Origin of the sequence: Photorhabdus viridis (assembly GCF_040256935.1) — a bacterium.
Classification (GTDB): Bacteria; Pseudomonadota; Gammaproteobacteria; order Enterobacterales; family Enterobacteriaceae; genus Photorhabdus; species Photorhabdus viridis.
In genome coordinates, this window is sequence record NZ_JBEJZY010000058.1 from 1 (window position 1) to 25980 (window position 25980).

Annotated in this window: 27 protein-coding genes; 15 read left to right on the forward strand and 12 right to left on the reverse strand. The window is 44.4% G+C overall.

What is annotated here, in order from left to right:
* Positions 1-366: 366 nt before the first annotated feature.
* From ABR397_RS19765 to recG, 5 genes are all read right to left on the reverse strand, one after another.
* Entirely contained in the window at positions 367-597 is a 231-nt protein-coding gene (locus tag ABR397_RS19765; RefSeq protein ID WP_350307235.1) for a type II toxin-antitoxin system RelE/ParE family toxin, read from the reverse strand.
* A gap of 42 nt (positions 598-639) precedes the next feature.
* Positions 640-828 (reverse strand): hypothetical protein, encoded by a 189-nt coding sequence (locus ABR397_RS19770; protein WP_350307236.1) that lies wholly within the window; start codon positions 826-828, stop codon positions 640-642.
* Positions 829-1850: 1022 nt separating this feature from the next.
* Positions 1851-2111 carry a hypothetical protein gene (locus ABR397_RS19775; protein WP_350307237.1) on the reverse strand — a complete coding sequence of 87 codons (261 nt, stop codon included), beginning with the start codon at positions 2109-2111 and terminating at the stop codon, positions 1851-1853.
* A gap of 93 nt (positions 2112-2204) precedes the next feature.
* Positions 2205-2483 carry a hypothetical protein gene (locus ABR397_RS19780; RefSeq protein ID WP_350307238.1) on the reverse strand — a complete coding sequence of 93 codons (279 nt, stop codon included), beginning with the start codon at positions 2481-2483 and terminating at the stop codon, positions 2205-2207.
* Between the two features lie 687 nt (positions 2484-3170).
* Positions 3171-5252 (reverse strand): ATP-dependent DNA helicase RecG, encoded by a 2082-nt coding sequence (gene recG, locus ABR397_RS19785; protein WP_350307239.1) that lies wholly within the window; start codon positions 5250-5252, stop codon positions 3171-3173.
* A gap of 290 nt (positions 5253-5542) precedes the next feature.
* Here recG and ABR397_RS19790 point away from each other — a divergent pair, with 290 nt between their 5' ends.
* The 13 genes from ABR397_RS19790 to ABR397_RS19850 all read left to right on the forward strand — a co-directional run bounded on the left by ABR397_RS19790 (position 5543) and on the right by ABR397_RS19850 (position 17404).
* Positions 5543-5680 (forward strand): hypothetical protein, encoded by a 138-nt coding sequence (locus ABR397_RS19790; RefSeq protein ID WP_350307240.1) that lies wholly within the window; start codon positions 5543-5545, stop codon positions 5678-5680.
* A 2-nt stretch (positions 5681-5682) separates the two neighbouring features.
* A complete protein-coding gene (locus tag ABR397_RS19795; protein WP_350307241.1) occupies positions 5683-6249 on the forward strand; it encodes a tyrosine-type DNA invertase in 567 nt (188 codons plus the stop codon).
* A 427-nt stretch (positions 6250-6676) separates the two neighbouring features.
* On the forward strand, positions 6677-7279 hold the full coding sequence (locus tag ABR397_RS19800; RefSeq protein WP_350307242.1) for a fimbrial protein: 603 nt from the start codon (positions 6677-6679) through the stop codon (positions 7277-7279).
* 125 nt (positions 7280-7404) lie between these two features.
* On the forward strand, positions 7405-8145 hold the full coding sequence (locus tag ABR397_RS19805) for a fimbrial biogenesis chaperone (RefSeq protein ID WP_350307243.1): 741 nt from the start codon (positions 7405-7407) through the stop codon (positions 8143-8145).
* Positions 8129-8755 carry a fimbrial protein gene (locus ABR397_RS19810; RefSeq protein ID WP_350307244.1) on the forward strand — a complete coding sequence of 209 codons (627 nt, stop codon included), beginning with the start codon at positions 8129-8131 and terminating at the stop codon, positions 8753-8755. The genes ABR397_RS19805 and ABR397_RS19810 overlap by 17 nt, the downstream gene beginning before the upstream one ends.
* A gap of 67 nt (positions 8756-8822) precedes the next feature.
* Positions 8823-9503 carry a fimbrial protein gene (locus tag ABR397_RS19815; protein WP_350307245.1) on the forward strand — a complete coding sequence of 227 codons (681 nt, stop codon included), beginning with the start codon at positions 8823-8825 and terminating at the stop codon, positions 9501-9503.
* Positions 9469-10230: a hypothetical protein gene (locus ABR397_RS19820; RefSeq protein WP_350307246.1), complete on the forward strand. Its 762-nt coding sequence runs from the start codon at positions 9469-9471 to the stop codon at positions 10228-10230. Before ABR397_RS19815 ends, ABR397_RS19820 begins: the two co-directional genes overlap by 35 nt.
* Before the next feature lie 52 nt (positions 10231-10282).
* Complete coding sequence (locus ABR397_RS19825) at positions 10283-11032, forward strand: fimbrial biogenesis chaperone (RefSeq protein WP_350307247.1); 750 nt, start codon at positions 10283-10285, stop codon at positions 11030-11032.
* Between the two features lie 68 nt (positions 11033-11100).
* Positions 11101-11862, forward strand: a complete 762-nt coding sequence (locus tag ABR397_RS19830) for a fimbrial biogenesis chaperone (protein WP_054480513.1) — start codon at positions 11101-11103, stop codon at positions 11860-11862.
* A gap of 84 nt (positions 11863-11946) precedes the next feature.
* A complete protein-coding gene (locus ABR397_RS19835) occupies positions 11947-14679 on the forward strand; it encodes a fimbria/pilus outer membrane usher protein (RefSeq protein ID WP_350307248.1) in 2733 nt (910 codons plus the stop codon).
* Positions 14680-14844: 165 nt separating this feature from the next.
* Entirely contained in the window at positions 14845-16263 is a 1419-nt protein-coding gene (locus ABR397_RS19840; RefSeq protein ID WP_214085182.1) for a hypothetical protein, read from the forward strand.
* Positions 16264-16406: 143 nt separating this feature from the next.
* Entirely contained in the window at positions 16407-16898 is a 492-nt protein-coding gene (locus ABR397_RS19845) for a CaiF/GrlA family transcriptional regulator (protein WP_054480509.1), read from the forward strand.
* Between the two features lie 35 nt (positions 16899-16933).
* Positions 16934-17404 carry a hypothetical protein gene (locus ABR397_RS19850; RefSeq protein WP_350307249.1) on the forward strand — a complete coding sequence of 157 codons (471 nt, stop codon included), beginning with the start codon at positions 16934-16936 and terminating at the stop codon, positions 17402-17404.
* On the opposite strand, the gene spoT is transcribed toward ABR397_RS19850, so the two are convergent.
* The 5 genes from spoT to ABR397_RS19875 all read right to left on the reverse strand — a co-directional run bounded on the left by spoT (position 17336) and on the right by ABR397_RS19875 (position 24269).
* Positions 17336-19459 (reverse strand): bifunctional GTP diphosphokinase/guanosine-3',5'-bis pyrophosphate 3'-pyrophosphohydrolase, encoded by a 2124-nt coding sequence (gene spoT, locus ABR397_RS19855; protein ID WP_054480504.1) that lies wholly within the window; start codon positions 19457-19459, stop codon positions 17336-17338. The two genes, ABR397_RS19850 and spoT, sit on opposite strands and share 69 nt — an antisense overlap.
* Positions 19460-19476: 17 nt before the next feature.
* Positions 19477-19752 carry a DNA-directed RNA polymerase subunit omega gene (rpoZ, locus tag ABR397_RS19860; RefSeq protein ID WP_011144672.1) on the reverse strand — a complete coding sequence of 92 codons (276 nt, stop codon included), beginning with the start codon at positions 19750-19752 and terminating at the stop codon, positions 19477-19479.
* A gap of 54 nt (positions 19753-19806) precedes the next feature.
* The gene (gmk, locus tag ABR397_RS19865; protein WP_021326362.1) at positions 19807-20430 is read right to left on the reverse strand and encodes a guanylate kinase; all 624 of its coding nucleotides are present in this window, start codon (positions 20428-20430) and stop codon (positions 19807-19809) included.
* Between the two features lie 361 nt (positions 20431-20791).
* Positions 20792-21589: a hypothetical protein gene (locus ABR397_RS19870; RefSeq protein WP_350307250.1), complete on the reverse strand. Its 798-nt coding sequence runs from the start codon at positions 21587-21589 to the stop codon at positions 20792-20794.
* A 1375-nt stretch (positions 21590-22964) separates the two neighbouring features.
* Positions 22965-24269: an RCC1 domain-containing protein gene (locus ABR397_RS19875; protein ID WP_350307251.1), complete on the reverse strand. Its 1305-nt coding sequence runs from the start codon at positions 24267-24269 to the stop codon at positions 22965-22967.
* A 363-nt stretch (positions 24270-24632) separates the two neighbouring features.
* On the opposite strand from ABR397_RS19875, the gene ABR397_RS19880 reads away from it, so the two are divergent.
* The gene (locus ABR397_RS19880; RefSeq protein WP_350307252.1) at positions 24633-24890 is read left to right on the forward strand and encodes a hypothetical protein; all 258 of its coding nucleotides are present in this window, start codon (positions 24633-24635) and stop codon (positions 24888-24890) included.
* A 35-nt stretch (positions 24891-24925) separates the two neighbouring features.
* Here the strand turns inward: ABR397_RS19880 and ABR397_RS19885 are convergent, their stop codons facing one another.
* Both ABR397_RS19885 and tnpA read right to left on the reverse strand, forming a co-directional pair.
* Positions 24926-25204 carry a helix-turn-helix domain-containing protein gene (locus ABR397_RS19885; RefSeq protein WP_054479513.1) on the reverse strand — a complete coding sequence of 93 codons (279 nt, stop codon included), beginning with the start codon at positions 25202-25204 and terminating at the stop codon, positions 24926-24928.
* A 114-nt stretch (positions 25205-25318) separates the two neighbouring features.
* On the reverse strand, positions 25319-25750 hold the full coding sequence (gene tnpA / locus ABR397_RS19890; protein WP_350307253.1) for an IS200/IS605 family transposase: 432 nt from the start codon (positions 25748-25750) through the stop codon (positions 25319-25321).
* A 56-nt stretch (positions 25751-25806) separates the two neighbouring features.
* On the opposite strand from tnpA, the gene ABR397_RS19895 reads away from it, so the two are divergent.
* The coding region (locus ABR397_RS19895) for a helix-turn-helix domain-containing protein (protein ID WP_350307254.1) at positions 25807-25980 on the forward strand (174 nt) is incomplete at its 3' end.

Consider the following 25980-nt stretch of genomic DNA (forward strand, 5'->3'; position numbering starts at 1 on the left):
ACGAACTTGAGCAAATACGCCACTAACTCGTGCTGAGAGTTTTTAATCAGTATTCAATGATTCATGTTAAAAGAGGATCTTACGGTGACTGTCAGAACAGTCACCGAAGTGTGAGTATCGACCGTGAAACAGTGATGAAAATCACTGGACTGAGCTTGAACAAATGCCTGACAAACTTACTATTGATACGTTATCGGCATAAAAATGCTTGAGTCAATGCACGAAACGCATAGAAGCGGCGCATTTACATTCCAAGCGATAAGACCGAGTCTGAATCTACGTGCTTCTGAAATCTCTGTTCTTAAGCAGAGCTGAGGTTAAATAAAGTGCCCCATGTTTTATGCTCTATAGATGGTTATGTGGATCTTACGTCTGATGTAACACCGCCAACACTTCAATACCCGTCGGAACTTCCCGGTAGTAAATAATGTGGCTCTCTACGGGGAAACGCAGCACACCAAAATAAAGATCCTCACTGCGATCACGACCAGGGGATGGGTGACGATCAAGAATTTTCGTCAAAGTCACACGTAACGAAGTTGAATAAGCTTCCGCAACATTCGCCCCATCGGCGCATAGAATAGAGTTTGATTGCACGAATATGCTCTCTGGCTTTCTTCGTAAACCGGACACTTATCCCTAAGCCTTACCCTCAAGTTCATCAACCGTCAACGGTGTAAATACATTATCAATACTATGCAATTCGCCACGATCAGCTTGTGTAATAGATTCAGCCAGAACGGTTTTTAAATTCTGTAACTTGAGTTGTACGAACTGATCATACTCTTCAGGAGAGATAACCACGGCCACATGCTTACTAATTTCCACAGGCTCACGCTGAACTTTTCATAATCAGATCACCAAACTGGTTCTTAGCCAATTGTGCGGGAATAATTTCCATACATTACCTACCGTCTAAAATGGTTCGAATAGCTATTATGGTTAAAAGTGCATGGAGCTACCAGTAATCAAAATAACCAACCGCCAACCTTTTGGATGGTCCAGGTTTACAACCCCTACACTGAAACCTTATTTTGAAATTGATCTAAATCACGGGCTTCATCTACCACCTTAGCGGTCAAATACACATTTGTACTACGTTTACCGGATTGTCTTCGTTCTACGGTTGAGACGCATTGTATTTTCATCAGACACCTCATTTATGCGCATAAAACTATAGCAGATAGTGAGCATCATCAAGGAGTTCTAAGCTGAAAGCGCATAGTGAATATGATTAGTTAATCCATTAAGTATTATTTTGTTATTGCCGACCATTAACCAATTTCTGAGAAAAATATAATAATTCAACCTATAAAAAATCAAAATAACTCACTTTTTTATAAATAGAAAATATATTTCGCCCCTCTTGGTGATTTTTATTCTTTGCTTTGCAGATAATAATTACAAGATTATTTTACATATTTAAGTTACATGTTTGCGTATTAATAAGAGTAGCCATAAAGGTGTACATCTTCCTTAAATTATTCTGCTCAAACCTCATAATTTTAATTTTTACTCTTTATCGATAAAAATAATATAAAACTAACTACCAAAAAATCAATTTAGTATTAACCTAAAGTTATAAGTCGATAACTTTTTTCTATTATCTGACACATCAAATATTGGAACTAAACACCTGGTCTGGAAACGCTGACAGAAGAAGTTGATAAAACAATGGATTAATTATAAAGAGGCTGGAGATATCTTTATCAATCAAGCAGAAAAACAAGCATTAGGGGCGAAAGTAGCAGACCGTTGAATATAAATAGTTCAGGAATGGAGATTCCATTCCTGATTATGGTGATTTAATTTTGTCTCACACTCAATTAAATCGGATGACAAGTTATCATTTATTTCTCTTGATGAGATATATTGATGCCGCTATCTTGTACATAATCATCAAAGATAATAATAAAACTGTTCTGCGAAGCAGAATATGATTTTTCAATACCTCTCTGTATTACTGACAATATAAAACCATGCGTATCGGAGAGATCCCACACCTTGACATCTTCACAATCAAGAGCTAAATATTCCTCTCTACCTTCCTCTCCGCATTTATTAACCGAAATTTTAACCGGTTCAGTTGAGAGGTTTTTAACATGAATCATAAATCCTCCACTATATAAATAATAAAAATTTTCATTTAATTCAACAGCATATGCACATAAATTAAATCAAAAAACTAGTGAAATAAAAATTTTTTAGACAGATTGTACTGAATATAAAGAATATATCTGTGCGCCGTTATTTTCAACCTTGTTACTATAAATAATTATGTAGCCATTTGATCTTATTGAATATAACCATGCATCATTATCCTTGAATATTACTGACATTAAAAAGCCGCGCTCATCTGATCTACCCCATTGAGCCACCTCTCCTGGGTTAATATCAAAATATTTGTCATCACCTTCTTCACTACTCCATTTACTAATTGCAACTTTAACCACATTATCTGAAAGACTTTTGATATAAATCATATTAAGCTCTCCATTATATCAACGTAGATTTATTTGGCTCTAATTTAAAAACACCCTAATATGTACCATGATGAAATATAAGTATAGGATAAAAAGAACCAACAAAACTACTATTTGCGTGACCTCCATCAAAGTTCTATACTTCGAAAAGAAAATATTTAAAATTACATTCATTGGATTAATAGAAATATTTACTATCTAAACTTAGCAACTCAATATTATATTGATGTAAATATAATAATTACCATTAATATATTAATGACAATTTCCTATTATAGGTTTACATCTATTCCCGTTTTAACCTTTGAGCATAATGTTGCGCTAATACCGCACACGCCATCAACTGAATTTGATGAAAAATAGCGGAACCGCCTGTCACCCCAATTAGCTGGTAAAAGACTTCGGATAGTGACATGTCGTATCAATTAATTCGAGGTATTATATTCGATTTTTTAAGAAAATAATAAAAAACCATTTATATTTTCTGGGGATATATTTTAACGCTGGCACTAATTCAGGAATAATTGTGGTGGTATTTTTAATTCCTTTGGAAATAATACATTATCAATTTAATAGAATAATTAAAAGAAAGCTCTATAGCAGAGCATCTTAATTATTGAATAAAGCCAGATATCCGTATTTTTGGCAGCGGTGAGAAACGAAAAGCCCGCTCCGATATATTCTCAATCACGCATTACTATAATGTGCCCGTTCCGGTAACCAGCGTTCAATTAAGGCGCGAGCATGTTCAGGATAGTGCTGGTGGATATGCCGGGCAATACGCTGTACTTCCGGCAACATTCCCTGATCTCTCAGCAAATCAACCACCTTAAATTCCGCACTCCCTGTTTGACGCGTCCCCAACAATTCACCGGGACCACGAATTTCCAGATCTTTCTGCGCGATAACAAACCCATCATTACTGTCTCTAAGCACTTGCAGGCGTATTCTGGCGGTACTGCTTAGCGGCGTTTTGTAAAGTAAAACACAATGAGAGGCGATAGCACCACGGCCAACTCGTCCGCGTAATTGATGTAGTTGCGCCAAGCCAAGCCGTTCCGGGTTATCAATGATCATCAAACTGGCATTTGGCACATCTACACCCACTTCGATAACCGTTGTTGCAACCAGAAGCTGTAGTTTTCCACGCTTAAAAGCTTCCATCACTTGCTGCTTTTCTGCGGCTTTCATTCGGCCATGTACCAACCCAACTTTTAATTCCGGCAAGGCGAGCGTCAATTCTTCACTGGTGACTTGTGCCGCTTGAGCTTCCAGCACATCGGAATCTTCAATCAGTGTACAGACCCAATAGGCTTGCCTGTTTTCATCAAGGCAGGCATTTTTGATCCGTTTGATAATCTCTTCACGGCGTGTATCCGGGATCGCAACCGTTGTGACCGGGGTTCTCCCCGGTGGCAGTTCATCAATAACAGAAGTATCGAGATCCGCGTAGGCGGTCATTGCCAGAGTCCGGGGAATCGGTGTTGCCGTCATAATCAATTGGTGCGGATGAAAACCCTGTTCGCGCCCCTTTTCCCACAAAGACAGACGTTGATGCACACCAAAACGATGTTGCTCATCAATAATCACCAGCGTCAGACCGGAAAATTTCACCTGTTCCTGAAACATGGCATGTGTACCAACAATCATAGCGACCTGCCCGCTGGCAATGGCTTCTTGCTGTTTCTGACGTGCTTTCCCCTTTTGCTTGCCAGCCAGCCAGCCGATCTGAATCCCCAAAGGCTCCAGCCATTGCCGAAATGTATTTGCGTGCTGCTCTGCCAGTAGCTCAGTTGGCGCCATTAAGGCGACCTGTTTACCATGCGCAATAACCCGCAACGCAGCCAATGCGGCAACCAGCGTTTTTCCTGAACCAACATCTCCCTGAATCAGCCGCATCATGGGAACATCTTTTGCCAGATCTTGCTCAATTTCCGCTGCAACCCGTTGTTGCGCGTTAGTTGGAGAAAATGGCAGGCGGTTGAGGAACTGCTGTTTTAACTTGTTTTCAGTCGGCAGCGATTGAGCGTGATGGCGTTGTGCACCCGCTCTAACTGCTAACATACTCAAATGATGCGCCAGAAGTTCTTCCAGGATCAGACGGCGCTGGGCTGGATGTTTGCCGGTTTCTAGATCAGCCAGCGCAATATCTGGCGGTGGACGGTGCAGGGTATGTAATGCTTGTGGCAGGCTGATCATCGAACGGCTAAGCTCTTCCGGCAGGAGTTCGTTGATCGCACAGGTATCAAGCAATTCCAGCACCTGATCAATCAGCTTGCGAAGAGCCGCCTGACGAACCCCTTCTGTTGTCGGATAAATAGGGGTTAATGTTTCTTGAAGCTGCACATTCCCGGCATAATTCTGGATTTTATATTCAGGATGGATAATTTCCGCGCCATGACTCCCTTTTCTGATTTCACCATAGGCAACAACTTGTTTCCCTTTGACCAGATTGTTTTTCATTGTCGCAGAGAAGTGAAAAAAGCGCAGTGTAAGCACACCGGTACCATCACTGATTTGGCAGGTCATCATCCGGCGGCGGCCAAAAACAATATCAGTGCGCAGGATTTCCCCTGTGATTGTGGCATGGATACCGGGCAAAAGATCATTAATCGTATAAAGGCGGGTCTGGTCTTCGTAACGAAGAGGGAAGTGCAATAGCAGATCCTGCAAGTTGATCAGGCCCATTTTTGCCAGTTTAGCTGCCTGACTTGCCCCGACGCCATGCAGGGAAGTTAAAGGGATGGCATCAAGCAGTTGGCCTTTCATGCGATTTCTTCTCTCCATTGATTGCTTGACAGTTCGTCATGTTTCATTGGTTGCGAACCGGTCTTGCTTATTTTCCATAATAATACAGACCGGGTTAAGGTAATCAACGTAATATTTTCCTAATAATTGGTTGAAAATCATGTCAATACACTGCGGGGAAACACCTGTAATCATCAAGGTTATCAACCAAATTTAACAGCATGTTCCCGTAATGATGAAAAAATAATCAAAAAAAGGTGTTTAAATCCTACCTCTCATCTGTATAACCCTCTGTGTCCCCGGTGAACAACATGCCATTTGGGCAAATTGATGGTGTGTATTTTATTCCTTGGTTCTGTTTGTTGCTGGCTTATGTCTCGAAGTTGGGAACGATTCTGTCAGGGGGGAATAATAGCCGGGTTATGCTATCAATATGTTTGGAGAAATAGTCATGGGCCAAAGAAAATATCTGACTCAGTCAGAAGTAGAAAGCATGTTGGAAATGGCGAAAGCCGGTGCTAATCCAGAGCGGAATTATTGTCTGGTGTACATGAGTTTTATCCATGGTTTTCGTGTCAGCGAAGCCAGGTATTTACGATTATCTGACATGGAGTTGAAAGAAAGATGCCTGTACATCCGGCGATTAAAGGGGGGATTTTGTACTAACCATCCCCTATTGCGTCGTGAGGTGCGGGCGATTAAGGCATGGCTGAAAGTGCGCAAAACTTTCTTGGGGGCGGATAGTGATTGGTTGTTCTTGTCACGCTCAGGGAAGCCACTTACGCGCCAGCGGATTTACCAGATTATTACTCGATTAGGGCAATTGGCGAATATTGCTGTCGTTCCGCATCCGCATATGTTGCGTCATGCCTGTGGTTTTGCCCTTGCAGACCGGGGAGTGGATACTCGACTGATACAAGATTATCTTGGACATAAAAACATTCGCCATACTGTACGTTATACCGCGAGTAATGCTGAACGTTTTCAAGGAGTTTGGGGCGTGAAGGGTAAACTTTAATCACTACAATTAGGACCATTTTGACAATCGAGATACACCCACCACGAAACTATACTCAAGATTTTCTAATAAAGAAAGATACAGAATTGTATATCTTTGTAAAGCATTATGTATTCTAACACAGCTATACCAAAATAACCTAATTTTTTCCTACAATCCCCAAAAATACCTCATTTCCTAGGTTCCTTTCTTGAAATTGTTGCTCTTATTTTTCGGATTCAACAATAAAATACTCTTAAATTTTGCAAATTATCATTTAATTATTTTGTTTGTGGTGAATTTTTGAACATAAGTTTCAGGGTGTATCTCGATTGTCAAAATGGTCCTAATTGACAATTTTATGTACAGCTAAGTGTTACTGATAATCAGCAAATGGTATGTAAAGTTAAGTCTGATTTTTGTTCGATAGTTAAGTAGGATTAATGAAATGAAAAAGATATTAAAGATAAGCGTCGTGGCGGCGTTGGTTTTGGGGGCAGCTTCGGCTGCTAATGCGGCGAATAATGCCATAGTAAATGTTACCGGTATGATTGTGGCTGCAACATGTGATGTTACCAACCCTGGTTCAAATGGGTCGGTGGATACGGGGAACCATAAAAACACAGATTTTGACGCCGCAGGTACGAAATTTCCAGGCACAGGGATTTCAAAATTTATAAAGGACAGTGAAAGGCATTTCACTATTGGTCTTAGTAACTGCTCTAAAGAAAATACAGATGCAGGTAAAGTTAAGTTGTATGTGACAGGTCAAACCTTGCAGAAATCAGGGGGTTATCTCTTTAACAAAGAGACTGATAAATCGGCAGGTATAGTACTACTAAATTCTCTAAAAAATAATGTATTCACGCCTATTAAAAGTGAAAGCACGGTTCCTATGACTGTTTCTACTGTGAAACAAGACAACAAAGAGGAACCTGATATGACGAATAGTCATGCAGAATTTGTTGTATATATAGCCACAACGGGCGAAGATATTCCTGGAAACCAGCAGATTACTGCCCCCATCACCTTCTCCTATGCGTATAACTAATGCTTATGTTGTTTCAGCCTGAGGGATGCTTCCTCAGGCTCCTTCGATGAAAAATTTTAGATGATTGATGGTGCCTTTTATTAGGCGACTATTGGCTAACCGAGCCAAAATATGAGAAACAAAAGATGATCAGTAAACTCCGACTTCCTAACATAATAATAAAAGGCTTGGTATTGGGCGCGTTTTTGTTCGCGTCACAGAGTCAGGCCGAAGGCGGGTTTGGCATCGATGCTACACGCATTATTTTCTTACAGGATAAAGCTGAAACAACAGTCTCAGTACGCAATACAACAACTAATATCCCTTACTTGGTGACAACTAAAATTACTCGCACCGTTGATGGCAACGGTAAAGCACCCTTTTACGTCTCTCCTCCTTTATTCCGTTTGGACCCTAAGGGAACCAATGTCCTGCGCATCTTAGGTGATACCAGTAAGTTGCCAACCGATCGGGAAAGTGTCTTTTATTTTAATGCTTCCGCGATTCCCGGTAGGAATCCTCCGGGCCAGCGTTTTGAAAGCGCCAAAATTGGCGGTGGAATAACTTATGCCATCGGCAACACCATCAAACTATTTTATCGGCCAACGGGGTTAGTGGGTACGCCAGAGCAGGCATACAAAGCGCTGCGCTTTACCCATGCTGCCGGGGGCATTCAAGTCAGTAATAATTCGCCTTATCACATCAGCTTTACCCAGATCAAAGTTGATGGGGTGCCAGTGAAGTTTTCTGAAAGTCATCCGCAAATGCTGGCGCCTTTTAGTACCCACGTTTATCCCGCTCAGAATAGTCAGAATAAAAAGAAAGTGGAATGGGCGGTGATCAACGATCTCGGTGGAGGAGATAACTTCGATGGCGCAATTCAATAAAACCGGTATCTCAATGGTTCTGTATGTACGCAGGTACCTGAGTTACATCGGCATGGCGGGGGTTTTGTGGCTTTTTTCTGCTCCTTTGTGGGCGAAGAATTCTGTCGATGCCAAGTTTAAGGCCACAATTACTCAAGGGACGTGTGATATCTCTGCGAGCGACAGCAATATCGAACTAGGTACTGTGCAATTTAAAGACGTAGTATCAGGCAAAATCAACAAGGAAGCCTATCTGACGCTGAAAAATTGCACTGCTGTGGTCAATAAAGACAGTATTACTCCCACAATCACCGTTACCGGCGATCACGTTGATACGGATGAAACACTGTTTCGTAATCGTGGTACAGAAAGTACAGCTTCAACGGCGGAAATGGGCATTACTGTGCAATTGAAGACACTCAATGGCGGGGAGTGGTCCTCGAATTTGAAGAATGGTGTCCCATTTCACTTGGCTAATAAAGGCACAATCATAAATGACCACGCCCCTTCTGTTTCTGTGCCGGTCAAGTTTTCACTGAGGTGTGCTCAAGTCGCCGGTGAACTGGCAGCTGATTGCAAAAAGACAGGCAAAATCAGCGCAACGATGACATTTACGTTTGATTATCGCTGATGTTATCGGCATTGCAGTGCGATATCCGTTAACAGAAAAGTCATAGAATTAATTTGAGGCAAGTACGATGTTTGGGACAGTGACAGGACAAGAAAAGAATAGGCTGAATGACCCGTTGGCCTGTCTGACCAAGGGCAGATATGCGGTAATGCGCTGCTTCTGCTGTTCTATATTGGTTCTATTGTTTCTGGCGGTCAGTGGGGTGGCTGAGGGGCATCGCGAAACAAGCACGAGTGGAGTGGATGTGCAGTTTCAAGCTACGATTATTCCAGATCCTTGTGATATGGAGATAAGCAGCGGAGGTACGCTGGATTTCGGTTCGTTGTCGGCAGCGAGTTTTGCAAAGCCAGGGGATATATTAAGCCCTCATAAGCTTCAATTGAAGTTGACTAATTGTGGCTATCCGAATGCTAATACTGGCAGTGATCCCCAGATATCTGTGGAAGGTACTACCATCAACAACGAACCCAAAATGTTCCGTGATTCTGATGGCTCTGATAGTTCTGAGGGATTTGGATTTGTTCTCATGTATTCAGTGTCGGATGATGGAGACGACGAGATTGATTGGCGTGACTTAATATCCACTGGAAGGATTGTATCGCTAAACGATAATCTTGGTATTGAAATTGAAGACCAGCAGGCGGAAGTTCCTATAGTGGTAGCGATCGCTAGGGAGCCGCAGGGTGACGGTGTTATTCGACCGGGTCAATTACATGCGAGTGTCACTTTTACATTTACCTATCGATGAGGGCGATTTATCACGGAGGATACAAAGTTGGGAAACGAGTGATAAGGGGAGTTGGATGAAAATGAATAATAAAAAACGTATGAACAGTTGTTTAATAGGCTATCGCAATCGGACAAAGTCTTTGTTACTCGTCATGATAATGGTCGGGTTGAGTGCCAATCTGGTTCTGCCGGTGCAAGCTCAAACTGGACCTTACGAGACAACTGCTAATTTTTCATTGACCGGTTTTCTGTTGCCCCCGACTTGTGTGCTGTCAGTGAATGGCATGTCGGGTGGCACATATTCTATAAATTACGAAAAACCTTACAGGGCCAGTCAGTTCAAGGATGGTGCATCTCTGGAAGAAACGAGAAGAACGTTAAAATTCACTCTGTCGGGTTGTAATCAGGCGCCTCTCAAAGGGGACGGTACTCAAATTAGAAAGCAACCGACCCTGTTCGTATGGGGTAATAAGGACACTGATAGTAACAATCCTTACCTTTTCAGGACGATAGGTTCTAACGCTAAGTGGGTGGGAATGTTGCTGAGCAAAGAGGGGGGCGTTAACCCGGGATTAGTCGAGGTGAAGTCTATTCTCGACCCGGTACGCTTCGATTTTGAACCGAACCTTGATAATAACGATGGTCAATCCATGACATTTTCGGCGGTTATGGCCGGTGATAAAGGACATAGAGTGGTCGGAGGAGTTCTAATTGCCATTATACATTTTGAGTTTGAGTATTCGTGATAACTAAATTCAGGTACGCCTGATAAATGTTGCCAGAAGTGAAGTGGAAGGTATGAATATAAAAACGGTGAATATAAAAGCGTGGGTAATGGGATTATTGGGGCTATGGGCAATGATGGCGTTACCGGCTCATGCCGGTCTGATGCTAGGACAGACACGGCTGGTTTATCATCAAAGTGACAAAGTACAAAGTATCTCGTTGCAGAATTCGGGTGATGGCGCGTATCTGATACAGGCGGCAGTGACCTCATGGGATGATATCAAGACTCGGTCATCGGCGTTTACTGTGCTGCCCCCCTTATTTCGTCTAGAGGGTAACAGCGCGAATGTGATGCGCGTTATCCGTACCGGTGGTGATTTCCCGGCTGATCGTGAGTCACTGTTTCGTCTTCGCATCAATGCGATTCCTGCGGGGGTAGCTCCCCGTGAGTCTGATGGGCAACAGGATAAGGTTGATGCATCCTTGTCTATCTCGCTAGGTATGAACATTAAATTTATTTACCGGCCAGATAATCTACCGATGACACCGAAACAGGCGTATTCCCGGCTGACGTTTACGCGAACCAGCAATACCGTTGTGGTGGTTAATCCGACGCCGTATTACCAAACGTTTTCCTGGCTGAACCTGGCTGGTGAAAGCATAAACTTGAATAAAGCGCCATCCATGTTAGCGCCTTTTGGTCAGGTGACTTATTCCCTGACCGGCTTGGCCGGTAAAGCGGCTGATAAGGTGACGTGGGCGATGATGACCGATTTCGGGGGAGAAAGTAAGCCGCAGAACGGTGTATTGCAGAGCCACTAACCAATGTTTGGGACTGAGTCATATTTTTGGGATGAAGAAACACTACATGGCATGAATGGGATACTTCAATGAAACAGATATATACAGCTGTGTTGTGTACTTTGTTAATGATCTTGCCTGTATCGCGACTGAAGGCAGAGCCGCGGGGGACGTTTATCGATGAGCCGCGTGTGATCTACCTTGGGTCATCCAGCAACGGTGCCATGTCGACTTTCAGTAATAACAGTGACGACAACTACCTGATTCAGTCAATGGTACGGGAAATGGACCCAAAGAGCGGTTTACCGACAGCGGTTAATGCGCCGTTTATCGTGATTCCTCCTCTGGGCAAGGTGAATGCGCATAGTAGCCAAGTACTGAAAATCCTTCGTACTGGTGGGGACTTTCCGAAAGATCGTGAGTCGGTGTTCTTTCTGAATGTGCGTCTGTTGCCTTCCGAGAAGGAAAATTCTGCGCCAAATAACTTTGTCCAGATGAAAGTGATCATGACTCTGGCAGTGAAGTTGTTCTATCGCCCGAAAGGATTACCAAAAGAGGGGGTTGCTGGAGCCGTGAAGCAGTTACAGGTATCGGTCAAGGAAGATACTGTGACTCTAACGAATCCGTCGCCGTTCTGGATAACGTTGCAGACTTTGAAGGTGAATTCGTTTGCTATGCCTGTTGGGAGTTTGTTCAGTATGGTGCCGCCATTGAGTCAGCAGAGCTGGTCACTGCCATCGGGTAAAGCACTACCGGGTAGTCATGTCACAGTATTGTGGCGAGCTATCGATGAATTTGGTTTAAATACCGATGAAGAGAGCCGGTCCGTTGTTGTCTCTGGCCGCCGCTAGCTAATAGTGAGTGGCGTTGCAGATATCAACAGAAGATAGGTGAGCAACGGACCTAGTATTAAATAATAGAGATGGCAATTAAGAATGAAAGTAATAATTCCGGCAATAAGCCGTCGTTCAGAACGTCCGTCTATTTGTCGTATAAGTCCGGGCATTTCCACCGCTATGTCCTTGTCAAAATGCGGAATAGAATTGTGCCTTTCACCGGTTTTTTACCGGATGATGTTGGTATTACTGGCGGGTTGGCATACTCAGGTAACAGCGCGTGACTATTTTGATCCTTCTTTATTGGAGTTTGGTCAAAGTTCAGGGCAGACGGTGGATTTATCACAGTTTGAAACTGCTGGTGGTCAGGCGCCGGGAACTTACCGAGTTGACATCTACATTAATAGTACTTTCTTTGATTCACGTGATGTTACGTTCCAGCATAATGGTGCTGATAGTAACGCGCTGGTTCCTGTACTTACCCCAAATTTATTGGAGGCCGCAGGTGTTAATGTGGGTAGTATACCGGCATTAAAAGCATTGCCGCCGGATAAACCAATGGGTAGTCCATTAAGCAAATTCATTCCTCAGGCCACGGCTCATCTGAATTTTTCTCAGATGAAGTTGAGCTTGAGTGTTCCCCAGATAGCGATGAAACCTTTGGAGAATGGTCTGGTTGATCCAAAGTTGTGGCAAGAGGGGATTCCGGCTTTTTTATTGAATTACAATATTAATGGCAATCAGAACCGACGCTCACAATTTGGCAATAAGCAGACGAGTCAGAGTTTGTTCGGTAGCTTTAATTCTGGGTTGAATTTGGGGGCCTGGCGTCTGCGTAATACTGCCACCTATTCTTATAGTACTCAGACTTATAATTGGTATGACTCATTTAATGGTCCAGCGAAGAAAACGACGCAATCCCAACAAAGTTGGAATTTTTTACAAACCTATTTGCAGCGTGATGTAGTGATGTTACGCAGTGACCTGACGATAGGGGATACCTCGACTGGCAACGTAGCGGGTCAGGTATTTGATGGTTTTCCTTATCGGGGTATTGGGCTTGCCTCCAGTGACGCAATGATGCCTGGCAGGCAGAGTGGTTTTGCACCGATTATCAGCGGGATAGCTAAATCCAATGCGCAGATTACGGTAACGCAGAATGGAAGCGTGATTTACCAAACCAACGTCGCGCCAGGCCCATTTCGTATCACAGATCTGGTCGGCAGCAGTACCGCAGGCGACTTACAGGTAACGATAACTGAGGCGGATGGTACCCACCATGGGTTCAGTCAAGCCTATTCTAGTTTGCCCATGATGCTGCGGCAGGGGCAATTTAAGTACGAAGTGGCAGCCGGGCGCTATCGTGCGGGGGGATACAACAATCGTAAGCCGGTGTTTGGCATGGCCTCGATGATTTACGGTTTGCCTGGCAACGTCACATTATACGGTGGGGGGTTGGTGGCGCAATCGTACCAGTCTGCGGCGCTGGGGGCTGGGTTTTCCCTTGGTATGATGGGGGCGTTATCTGCGGATGTCACGACGGCTCGAACTCGGTTGCAAAATGCGACTAACTTCCTGCGCGGGGAGTCTTACCGTGCTAAATATTCGAAAAGTATGCTGACCACTGGCACGACAGTGGATTTAACCGCGTACCGCTATTCCACCCGTAATTATCTGAGTTTCTCGGATGCGAATATCCAAGGCTACAGTGTTTGGGGAGAACTTCCCTATTGGATGTCTGAACGGCGGCGTAGCAGTTGGCAAACGAGACTAAGCCAGTCATTGCCCGGTAATTATTCCTTGTGGCTCAGTGGTCGGCGGGATAACTACTGGGGCAGCTCTAAAACCAATACCACGCTGTCGATGGGGTTGAATGGTTCTTTCTACCGTGTGGGTTGGGGGCTTAATTACAGCATTGATCGCATGCGAGGTAATGGTGATTGGCCTGAGAACCGGCAAATTTCGTTGAACGTGAATGTTCCTCTGAGCTTATTTGGCTCCTATGCGGCCCTGAATAATGCGTATGCTAATTATAATTTCTTTCGTGATAGTTCCGGGCGTAGCAATAGCCAGCTAGGGTTAGGTGGCTCCGTACTGGATGACAATAGTCTGTCCTGGAGCGTATCACAAAGCCAGGCTAATCAAGGGCAAGGAAACAGTGGCTCCGTGTCGATGGGATACAATGGCGCTTTCGGGCAGGCGAACTTGGGATACAACTACGATTCACAGGGGGGGCGTAGTGTGAACTATGGGGTTAACGGAGGATTGATTGCTCATCAGCATGGCGTCACCTTGACGTCGCGTATTGGCGATGCTGCTGTGTTAGTGCGAACCGCGGGGGTTGAAGGTGTGCGTGTGATGAACTCCAGCTCGGTTACTACTGATCGCTGGGGGTATGCGGTTATGCCATATGCCAGGACATACAGCCGCAACAGTATTAGCTTAGACCCGTCATCGCTGCCTGAAGGGGCGAATATGGAGCAAGGCAGCAAGAACGTATTCCCGACGAAGGGGGCTGTTGTGATAGTGGATTACCCCGTACGTATTGGGCAGCAATTGCTGATGAATCTCACCTATCGCGGTAAACCTGTACCGTTTGGGGCAATGGCGGGGCTGAAAGGGGAGGCAGATACAAATCTGGCGGCGATAGTGGGAGATGGTGGGCAAGTGTACCTGAGTGGTATGCCGTCTAAGGGGGTACTGAAAGTGAAGTGGAGTAATACACCGGATAGCCAGTGCGAGGTGGCATTTGACTTGGGAGCGCCTCCGATAAAGAAGAAAGGCGATAAGAGTTGGAGTCCAATGAGGCAACTGAACGAAACCTGCCGTTAAAAAGGGATGCTGTATGGTGACAATCTGCACGGGCAATCCAATGCAGAAAACCAAAAGAAGAGGAATCCCCTGAGAGGTGGATGTATTTCGGCTGAGACGGGGTGATGGCAACGAATGAGAAGTTCTAACAGGACAATTGGGGAGTAATCCTTGGTTGGGTATCGCATGAATATGAATAAAATGTTTATTAACAGGATAATGCAGGCTGTTGGTCGGATGGTAGCTTATCGTTGCCAGCGGCCGACATGGGCAGGCGTAATATGCCTATCTGTGGGTATCTTTTCTTCCTCCTCGGTACTTGCTACACAAGTAGAATACTGGAACGCAGCGGCAGTTAGTGATGCGCTTGGGCCTAGGCAAGCAGTGCCGTGGAATCGCTCTGTCATCACTTATCCCGCATCGGGGAAAGCAAACTTAGGCGCAAATATTGTGTTTCCCAATGTATCATCAATGTTGTGGCAAGGAGATGACCCCAAAATAACGATGGAGAACGCTAAGTTTCGGCTCGTATCTAAGGGGAAAATCTTTGACGCTTTGCAAGTTAGCTCGGGTACATACAACTGTAAAATTAAAGCTAGCTTTAAGGATAATCGTCCGGGAACAGCGGAAAAGCGCTTTTCGCTGGATATGATGAATAATTCGGGTCTTAATCAAACTGAATACGAATCTCTTGAGGTAAACAATGGCGATACCAAGATTGATGAAGATGTAAAAAATGCGGCATTGCAAGATTTCAAATTCGATGCTTCTTGTAGCGGGGACAACTTTTCATGGCAGCGACATCCCGACCAGAAGATCAAATTCGACACGAGTCCTAATGGTGATCTTGTAGGATTTCAGGTTAAGACCTCACGTGAGAACGATTTTGTAGTTTGGCAACGACCACTAGGTAGTCTCCCTGAGATTAAAGACCCTACAGTAATATTGCAGCCGCCAGAGTGTTTTTTTCCGGCGGACTCTAATTATGGCTTCACATTTGGCTTTGGTGAGGTTCAGCCAGTAGACGACCCCCCGGGAAGCGGTCACTTCAACCCCGTCAAACTCAAGGATATGAGCTGGCGTATGATGAAAGTTTCCTGCATTGTCACCGAAGGAGAAAATACAGGCGGCACGGTAATTGTGGTGGCATCTTCCCAATATCTAATGCCAGGTACTCAGAATCAAATGTTGCGGGTGATACATAATGCAGAGGAGGATAATAAAGAGATTAATAATGAAGCGTTGGGGGTAAAGCTTGCGCTGTCTAGCGTAGAAGTCCAGGGACCTTCTCAGAGTGGTCCGGTTAGTTTCAGTGCTGATCCTAAATTTAGTTGTGGGGGGAATATTGTTGTGGGTAAAGGTAATACAACGCAGTCAATGAATAAGCAAATAACATTTGCCGACGGTAATAATAGTAAAGATGCAGGAACGGGTGGTTTTGTGTGCCTTCAAGTAGAGAACCCTACACCATCTACACCACCTACACAACAGACTACGACTTTTCGCTTCTCTTTCACTGGAAGCGTCTGGCAACTCCGGAGATTGACGCGTTCGGATTATGGTGCTTTCCAGACGAGTTTTGACATGACGTTGGTAAGGCCATAGCGCCTGCGACGAGCGTTATTTTTACACAAATCATTAAATATGGTGGGCGGATTAGCCTATAGGTATTTCATTTCAGATAAATCACAGTATTTCATTTCTCATGTGGTAACAGGAAAACCAGTTAGTCACCGGGGGAGAGTAAAATGACAATCAATGTTAATGATTCAATGCTGCTTCAGATAAGCGGCAGTCAGACCGATTTGCTTGGAAGTCAGACTATTACGGGTAAACAAAGTAATCATGGGGATTTTCGTCTGCCTGCCTGCTTGTCTCATTTGAATGATACACCGTTGTACATGGCGGTCGCGTATTGGGGATTATTGAAGGGACGCGGATTTACCAAAAGTGAAATCAGCCAGGTGTTCCGAGTGACGGAACGCCGGGCAACAGATGTAATGAATTATATCTACAATGAGCGACGTGATGTGATTGCCTGTGAAAAAGTCTTCTTTCGTGAGAAGCAGGGAAGCCGTCGGCTGATGCTGATTGTTACGGCAGTTGTTGAACCTATGCCCCAGAAGGGTCAGGCGCCGGTAACGAAAACGGTGAAATCGACGCGCTCCCGGACGTCATCACAAGCTAATCACATGCGCACTTGGTTTTTGCAGCGGGCTTGTGTTCCGTTTATCTCCTGAGTCGTATCACACATGTGGCTGTTTGGTGGGACATGATGGAAGATGAGTTTTTATCGATTGCGTGTGTGATGCCTTATGGGATGCTGATAAGCCGGGTGGTACTGGTTATCGGTATTGTATTGTTGACTGTCTGTGGATTTTTATTGGGCAACAAAATTCGCTACTCGCTGTATCCCCGTCTGCTGTTAGCGTATTGGTGCCGAACATGGATTTTGCCACTGTTGTTTATCGCTATCGGGTTGGTATTGATGTTTGGTGTGGAGGGAGAGGGTTGGTTAGACCGCATACTGGATGAGGTTGATTCAGCATTGATTGGTCTGTTCTTTGATAACCGGGATGACGTGCGGCTGGTGCCGTCATTGCCGGTAGTGTCTTGTGGGTCGGCTGTGGATAGCGCGGTTGGCTGTTCACCTGCTGATTTGCACGGGCTATCCGGTTTAGTTTCTGTTACGGCTGACTCGCATCACATCCGGCATAATTCGGATTTTGCGCATAATATTCGCTAACTGAATACGATCTTTGGTGGTCAGCCGGATAAAAGCGCAGTAAACACGACCATCTTTTTCTTCAGTATTCATACCTTGAATACTGGAATTGGCTGCGTTAATGGCGGCAGTCAGATTTGCCAAAGCCCCTTGGTGGTTAAACATATCCACTTTTATTTCGGCGGTGAAATCGTTATTGATCTCTTTATCCCATTCAACGGCCATAAATTTTTCGGGTTCTTTCTGATAGCCCCGAATATTACGGCAGGATTCATGGTGGATAACCAACCCTTTGCCGGGGCTGATATGGGCGATAATTGGGTCTCCGGGGATGGGGCGGCAGCATTTGGCGAAAGTAATAAGTACACCGTCAGCGCCTTTGATGGGCAATTTACGGGCTCTGCTGTTATGGCTACTGGTGCTTGTGCTTGTGGTATTTTCCTGTGCGCCTAACAGGTTGCGGGCGACGACGATACTCATGGTATTGCCAAGCCCGATTTCAGCCAGTAGATCATCTATTGTTGAGAGTTTCATTCTCGTCAACTCTTTAGTGATATTTTCCTGTGGAATATCAACAAGTTTTTTCCCATTACCTAACGCGTGATTTAACAGGCGGCGGCCCAGCCCAATGGAGTCTTCCCGCTTAAGGTTTTTCAGCAACTGGCGGATTTTAGCGCGGGCTTTTGAACTGACGACAAAGTTCAGCCAGGCCGCATTTGGACGAGCGCCCGGTGCGGTGATAATTTCAACGGTTTGGCCGCTGGCAAGCGATTGAGACAGTGGATATGGCTGACGATCCACTCGCGAACCCACGCAGGCGTGACCAATATCGGTGTGTACGGCGTAAGCAAAGTCAACTGGGGTGGCACCGGCGGGTAATTCCACAATGCGCCCTTTCGGGGTAAAAACGTAAATCTCATCAGGAAACAGATCAGATTTAACGCTTTCGATAAATTCAAAAGAGCTGCCGGCACTTTGCTGTAGCTCCAGCAAACTTTGCATCCAGCGTTGAGCGCGAACTTGCGCGGCGGTACCGGATTCACCTTGTTCTTTGTAAGCCCAGTGTGCTGCGACGCCCATTTCAGCCATTTGATCCATATCTTCGGTGCGGATCTGGACCTCAACTGGCACCCCATGAGGGCCAATCAGGGAAGTGTGCAAAGATTGATAGCCGTTGGCCTTAGGAATAGCAATGTAATCTTTGACTCTGCCCGGGCGGGGTTTATACAGGCTGTGCATCTGCCCCAAAACCCGATAGCAGATATCAACATTATTAACAATGACCCGAAATGCATAGATATCCATAATAGAATGGAAACGTTGCTCTTTGAGGTGCATTTTCCGGTAGATAGAATAGAGATGTTTTTCCCTGCCACTGACTTTGCACTCAATATTGGCTTCAGCCAGCCTGCCTGCAATTTCAGACAAAATTTTCTGGATCATCTCCTTACGGTTACCACGGGCCGCTTTTACCACCTCTTTGATAACCCGATAGCGGTTAGGGTGAAGGGCCTCAAACCCTAATTCCTCTAACTCCGTTTTCAGATGATGAATCCCCAGACGGTGGGCTAAGGGGCTGTAGATCTCTAACGTTTCCCGGGCGATACGACGGCGTTTATCTGGACGTAGCGCCCCGAGAGTACGCATATTATGGGTACGGTCTGCCAGTTTGATCAAAATGACGCGGATATCTTGCACCATCGCCATGATCATTTTGCGGAAGTTTTCTGCTTGTGCCTCTTTTTTATCGCGGAAATTCAGCTTATCAAGCTTGGAAACCCCTTCAACTAACCCAGCGACCACAGGGCCAAAAGGTTGTGCGATATCCTGAAAGGTGGCGGGTGTGTCTTCAATAACATCATGCAACAAAGCGGCCATCAGTGTCTCATGGTCGAGACGCATCTCGGCCAGAATACAGGCAACCGCGACAGGATGCGTAATGTAGGGTTCACCACTGGTACGGGTTTGCCCTTCATGGGCATCCCGTGCAACAGAATAAGCCTGCTTGAGGAGTTCAATTTGACTCCCAGGCAGGTATTTTTGGATAAGCAGATTCAGGCTTTCGAACAGATACAAGGCAGACCTACCGTAGATTAACGACGACTTTCCGCGATAGCGGAAACCGCCTGCATTTCTGCTGCTTCCTGTTCTTGTTGTTCCTGGCGCTCACGGACATCCAAGATTTTACCGTTAATCAGGCCCTCTTCCACTTCACGCAGAGCGATAACGGTCACTTTATCGTTCTCTTCAGCAACCAGCGGGTCTTTACCGCCTGTTTGCAGTTGACGTGCTCGACGAGCAGCGACCAACACCAGGTCAAAACGGTTACCAATTTTTTCTACAGCGTCTTGAACAGTTACGCGTGCCATATGTGTGCGACTCCACAGGTAAAGAAATGACTGGGCATAATACTGAAATTGGGTTCAGTCTGCCAATAATTTGCTGATTAAAGCATCATGCCGTTGTGCCTGGCGCTCCCGATGCAGGCGTTCTGAACGGATAATGGTGTGCAGATCGGCCAATGCAGTATTGAAATCGTCATTAACGATTAAATAATCATACTCGTTATAGTGAACCATTTCTGCAACAGCCTGCTCCATGCGTTTTTCAATAATGTCTTCACTGTCCTGACCCCGACCGCGCAGACGGCGGCAAAGCTCTTCTTTTGACGGTGGTAGGATAAAAATACTGCGGGCAGAGGGCATTTGTTTGCGGATCTGCTGCGCGCCTTGCCAATCGATATCAAGAAAGACATCAACGCCACTGGTCAGGGTTTCTTCAATCACTTTCTGGGATGTACCGTAATAATTACCGAAAACACGGGCGTGTTCCAGAAATTCGTGATTATCGATCATTTGGCAAAAGGCTTCTTCAGTGATAAAGAAATAGTGTTCACCATGATTTTCACCGGGACGCATTGCGCGCGTGGTATGGGAAACAGAAACCTGAGTATCGTACAAAGGTTGTGTTTTTAATAAAGCCTGAATCAGGCTTGATTTACCCGCCCCGCTTGGCGCAGAGACAATATATAATGTGCCTTGGATCATGATGATATCTTGGTTGATTGGATAACAATGTATACCCTTCATCTTTCAGGTTGCTGCCTTCACTTACTGCTGCGCTGCAACTTGAAATCTATTGGGTATAAATAAAGCAGAATAAAATTCTTGTAACAGTATACACGTACCTGCTCATACGTGTCGCGTTACCGATGCATTTCCACAGAAATTTTCTGGGGGAAAGCTAGCGAGTGGGTATTTTTGTATCGCCGCTTGTTTGGTTTTACCCGTCGGAATTTATAGGCTGAATATCTAACACGCCCTATTCAACCGGGGATTGTTCCCCGGCTGCCTTGTTAAAGATGACCATTTGTTGCCATCACCCCTCCCGGGTAAATTACTTTTACGCTTAGGGGGTCACTTGCTGCTGGTTATCATTGTTTTCAGCGTGAGATTGCAGCACTATGGCTGGATCTTTAAAATTGGGATTTAAGCCATCTGGTGGACTCCAGAAAACAACGTTATAGATAGAATATTTGGGATCTTTGCAGTCTTGCATTTCAATTGACGGCACCCCATTCTTCCAGTCACTTTCGAATTTGACTTTCTCTTCAGGTTTCCGCTGCCATGAAAAACCTGTTCCCTTACAGGATACAGAGTAATACAGATCTACTAATTTGGACTCCATCACGTTACTATCCCCTTTGAACCAGTGGATATCCTTATTTACAACGACGGCATCTGTAAAAAGTGTTGACTTGGCTATTCCTTTTGCCCCGTCTTTGCGGTAGGCCGCCATCTCACAGGTGTACTTTCCTGTAACGACGTGCGGAACAACGAAGAGATGGTTTTGCGCTTTAACCCAAAGCATAAGATCTTTTAACACGGTGGGATACTTTGTTTCTGGAAACTTAATATTGGATTTGGGTGGAAAAACACCTATTAGGTTTTTTGTCCCGTTTGGTGGATAACGAACTGGCTTACCGTTATTGTTTTCCCCATCCAATATCGGCAGCCCGAGGGCAGCAATCGCTCGTTGGGGAGCCCAGTCTATGACTTCAGCTGTATATGCAAGAACCGGGGTAGCGAAAAGTGCACTTACAGATAAGCTCACTCCCACCACCCATATTGGCCACCGGCGACAATGTGCCGTTATCCGGCCAAGATCCTGTTTCACTCCGCTGATGAATGTGTTGCCAGCATTCATTAAATATTCAGATGGGGATGATCCCCCGATTGTTAGGTTAAAAATTTTCATTCTCTGTGATAACCCTGTCCCGGCCAGATTGTATTGGCCTTTAAGGGTCCTCCTTTTTCAGATGATTATTTTCTGCATCGGATCACCCGTGCAGGCCGTTATTACACTTACCTGCCTTAATGGCAGGTTTCGTTCAATTGCCTCACATCACTTTCAAGATCCAGGATGATGGCATATTGCTTAAGGTATATTTGCCTGCCATCTTCCGTTATTGCTGCCAGATTTATCAGCAATTACTGGCCGTACACATGGATCATCCAACATGACTATTGTCCATTGCGTTTGAGGCCGGAGGGAAGACTATCCCGGATAATGAGTCTTATCCCAAAAAATTAGGGGGTTGCGTATAGAATATGGGTATTGCTACGAGAGCTATTACTTTTTCCAGAATAGGATCTCGGTATTGCCTTTATAAGGTTATCGCTAATATCGATGCCAGGAGAGAAAATGTCATTTTGATTCATATTACTCGCCTAAATTAAGGTTATATCGGATTTACCTTTTACCTACAGGGGAGCTTATACCATAAAAATTATCCCTTGCGGGTTAAGCTGATTTTCTACTGTGACTAATAAGACATAGATAATACTAGCAGCTCTTTTTGAAAAAGGATAATAGAAAAAAGTTATCAACTGATAACCTCTGGTTAACACTAAATCTGATTGTGGGTAGTGGGTCTTAGATTATTTTCCACAAATAAATTAAAAGAGTGATAACAATGAGGTTTGAACGGAAGAATTTAGAGAGAATATACATCTTTATGACTATTATTACGTGAGCGAGTAACTTGATTTGCTAATAATTAATGGCAAAGTAGGAAGTAAGGTGTTGTTAGAGTTTTGTCGTAATTCTTGTGTTATGTGGTTTATAAAAATCAGTTATTTTAAGGTTTTTGGTAGATTCACATAATAAGTGCAACATCGTTAATCTGGAAGTAAACATGTTCGTATTTCTTTAAATAATTCATTGGATATTCAACCGGGAATTGCTTTCCGATTGTTTTGTTAAATATTTATATTTGTTACTACCCGCTACATCCCGGATAAATGATATCATCTGTCAGGGCTTCATCTTCTCTTGGGTATCAAGGATGGCAGGGTCGTTAAAAAACTCACCATTGGGTTGTTTGCTGACGTTATCTGGTGGACTCCAGCGCTGTCTGTTGGAGGTGTTGCCAAAAGTTAAACAACACCTTGTATTGACTGCCCGATGTATTTTCCCTCTTCACCTTTAATAGCCCGTTTGACGGTATACCGTTCAGGTATATTTTCCACTGGCATATTTTTTGGGTCTACACATAAACAAGCAATGCAATGGATGTGAGCTAATCATATTCACTATGCACTTTAGTATCCCAAGCTACTATTTGACCATTCGCTCGTAAGGCCATAAATGTTTTTCCGGCAGAATCTAAGCTGACGATATCCTGTAATTTGGCAATTTCAGGTGGGATGAGGCCACCTGAATTTGGATCACCCCAAGCGACTATGCTGCGATCTGCTCGTAGGGCCGCGAATGCAGATATTGTTGCTTCAATGGTGATGATATCCTGTAATTTAGCAATTTCAGATGGGACTTGGCCGCCGGAATCCGGATTTCCCCACGCTACCACGCTACGATCTGCCCGCAGAGCTGAAAATGAGGATACTGATGAATTCAGACTGACGATATCTTGCAATTTGGCAATTTCAGGTGGGAGTAGACCGCCTGATTTTTCATCGCCCCAAGCGACCACGCTATGGTTTGCCCGCAGAGCAGCAAATGAATTTCCCGTTGTACTCCAACTGACAATGTCCTGTAATTTGGCAATTTCAGGTGGAAGTAGGCCACCTGCATCTGAATTTCCCCAAGTGACCAGACTGCGGTCAGCTCTCTGCGCTAAGAAAGATATACCTGTTGAACTCAGCTTGACAATATCCTGCAATTTAGCGATTTCAGGTGGAAGCTGTTCTTTTTCTCGGCCTTGATTCCCCCAAGTGACTACGCTGTGGTTTGCCCGTAGGGCTGCGAAAGCAAGGCTTGTTGTACTCAGACTGACAATATCTTGTAATTTGGCGATCTCAGGTGGTAACTTGCCACCAGCATCCGAATATCCCCAAGCAACTAGGCTGCGATCTGCCCGTAGGGCTGAGAAAGCAAAATTTGTTGCACTTATGCTGACGATATCTTTCAATTTGGCAATTTCTGGTGGGATTTGTCCGCCCCAACCGTGAGTCCCCCAAGCGACTATGCTGTGATCTGCCCTTAGGGCTGTGACAGCAGTACTTGCTAAACTCAGGCTGACAATATCCTTTAATGCGGCAATTTCTGGTGGAATGAGGCCGCCATATTCCCGATCCCCCCAAGCGACTAGGCTACGATTCGCCCGTAGTGCCACGAAAGCCTTACCTGTTGCATGCACGCTGACGATATCCTTTAGAGCGGCGATTTCTAGTGGAACCAAGCCGCCATAAAGCTCATCCCCCCAAGCGATCACACTGCCATTTTGTAATAACAGAGCGGTCGCTCCACCATTAGATACAATAAAGGTATTACTACTAGAAGTACTATTTCTTACAGATGCCCGATACTGATTTATAAAACTATCGTTGTGACTCATATCTGGGGAGAAAATGTCATTTTGATTCATATTACTCTCCTAATAAGGTTATATCCGATTATTTCATATTTACCTTTACCCACAGGGAGTTAATGCCATAAAACTTATCCCTTGCGGTGTAAGCTGACTTTTTATTGCTATGAGGACATAAATAAGGATAGCAACCTTTTAAAAAAAAGATAATGAAAAAAAGTTATCGACTGATAACTTTTGGTTAACACTAAATCTGATTGTGGGTAGTGGGTCTTAGATTATTTTCCACAAATAAATTAAAAGAGTGATAATAATGAGGTTTAGGCAGAATAATTTAGCAGGGATATACATCTTTATGACTATTATTACGTGAATGAGTAACTCGATTTGCTAATAATTAATGGCAAAGTAGGAAGTAAGGTGTTGTTAGGATTTTGTCGTAATTCTTGTGTTATGTGGTTTATAAAAATCAGTTATTTTAAGGCTTTTAATATTTATTTTCCAAACTGTTTAGTGGAGTTATTTTATTTTGATATTTATTTGAAAGTTGATTTTGATAACAAAATAATACTTAATAGATTGACTAACCGTATCGCTATGCACTTTGGTATTGAAGCTTACCCAGCTAACCCTTCGGTTGTTCACCCGCATGGCTATTACAAAAGAAAACAAATATGAAAAACACCCGAAGATGCTTTTCTATATCGCTTGGATTAAATTGTTTTGAAACCAAAATGCAGTTCACAATTGCAAGCTCTGGCGTAGTTCAATAGTGTTTTAAGTGTTGGGTTTCCATTTCCTTTTTCAAGCCTGGAAATATTCGCTTCTTTCGTTCCCATCCGCTGTGCAACTTGATTTTGAGTTAAACCAGCAGCACGCCGCATGCGTAATAGAGTATTAATTAGCTCGAATTCTGGTTCTAGCGCATCATACTCAGCTTTTACATCTGGGTTAGCTAATGCTTGGGATTTTAGAGACTTTAAGCTACTCATTTTGTAACCTCTTTCATTCGTTCATAAGCGAGATCAAGATCCTTTTTAGCGAAAAACGCCGTAAACCCTTGCCCAGTGCGGGCGGGGATATAAGGCGAAAAGCCCGTGGGGCTTTCAAGAACACTCAGGCGTTGACTGACTCTGAACGTAGGCTCTGAGTGTTTCGAGCGTTGCCCCTCCGGTGCTACAGACAAAGTACGATCTTGACCACAGCAACCCTGTTTTGCTCTGCATTCGTAGATGTGTATTCTGCTGGCGTAGTAGCCGTGATGATACTGATTTCAGGTTGTTAACCATCACGCTCACTGCCAGCTTTGGCGGGTATGCGACCAGAAGGTGTACATGATCCCGCTCACCGTCCATCTCTATGATTTCGCATTCGAGCTTTGCGGCGGCAGACAGGAATGCTTCCCGTAGCTGCTCAATCATATGCCTGTCAAAGAGCTTTCGACGGTACTTTGTCGTGAAAATCAGATGCACAACCAGTTTACTGACGCTGTGCCGTTTTCGGAGAAATCCCTCCAGTGCCTCATACTGATGACTCAATTGATATATCCACTTAACCTGTTAAAATAGATGAATGATATCAATGAGCACTGACGATGTTAAGAGCCACAAAAGTACGCATTTATCCGACACCAGAACAGGCTGACTATCTTAATGCTCAGTTCGGTGCGGTGCGTTTTGCGTACAACAAGGCTCTGCACATCAAAAAACAGGCTTATAAACGCCACGGCGTGAATTTAAGCCCGCGTAAAGAGCTGAAACCGTTACTG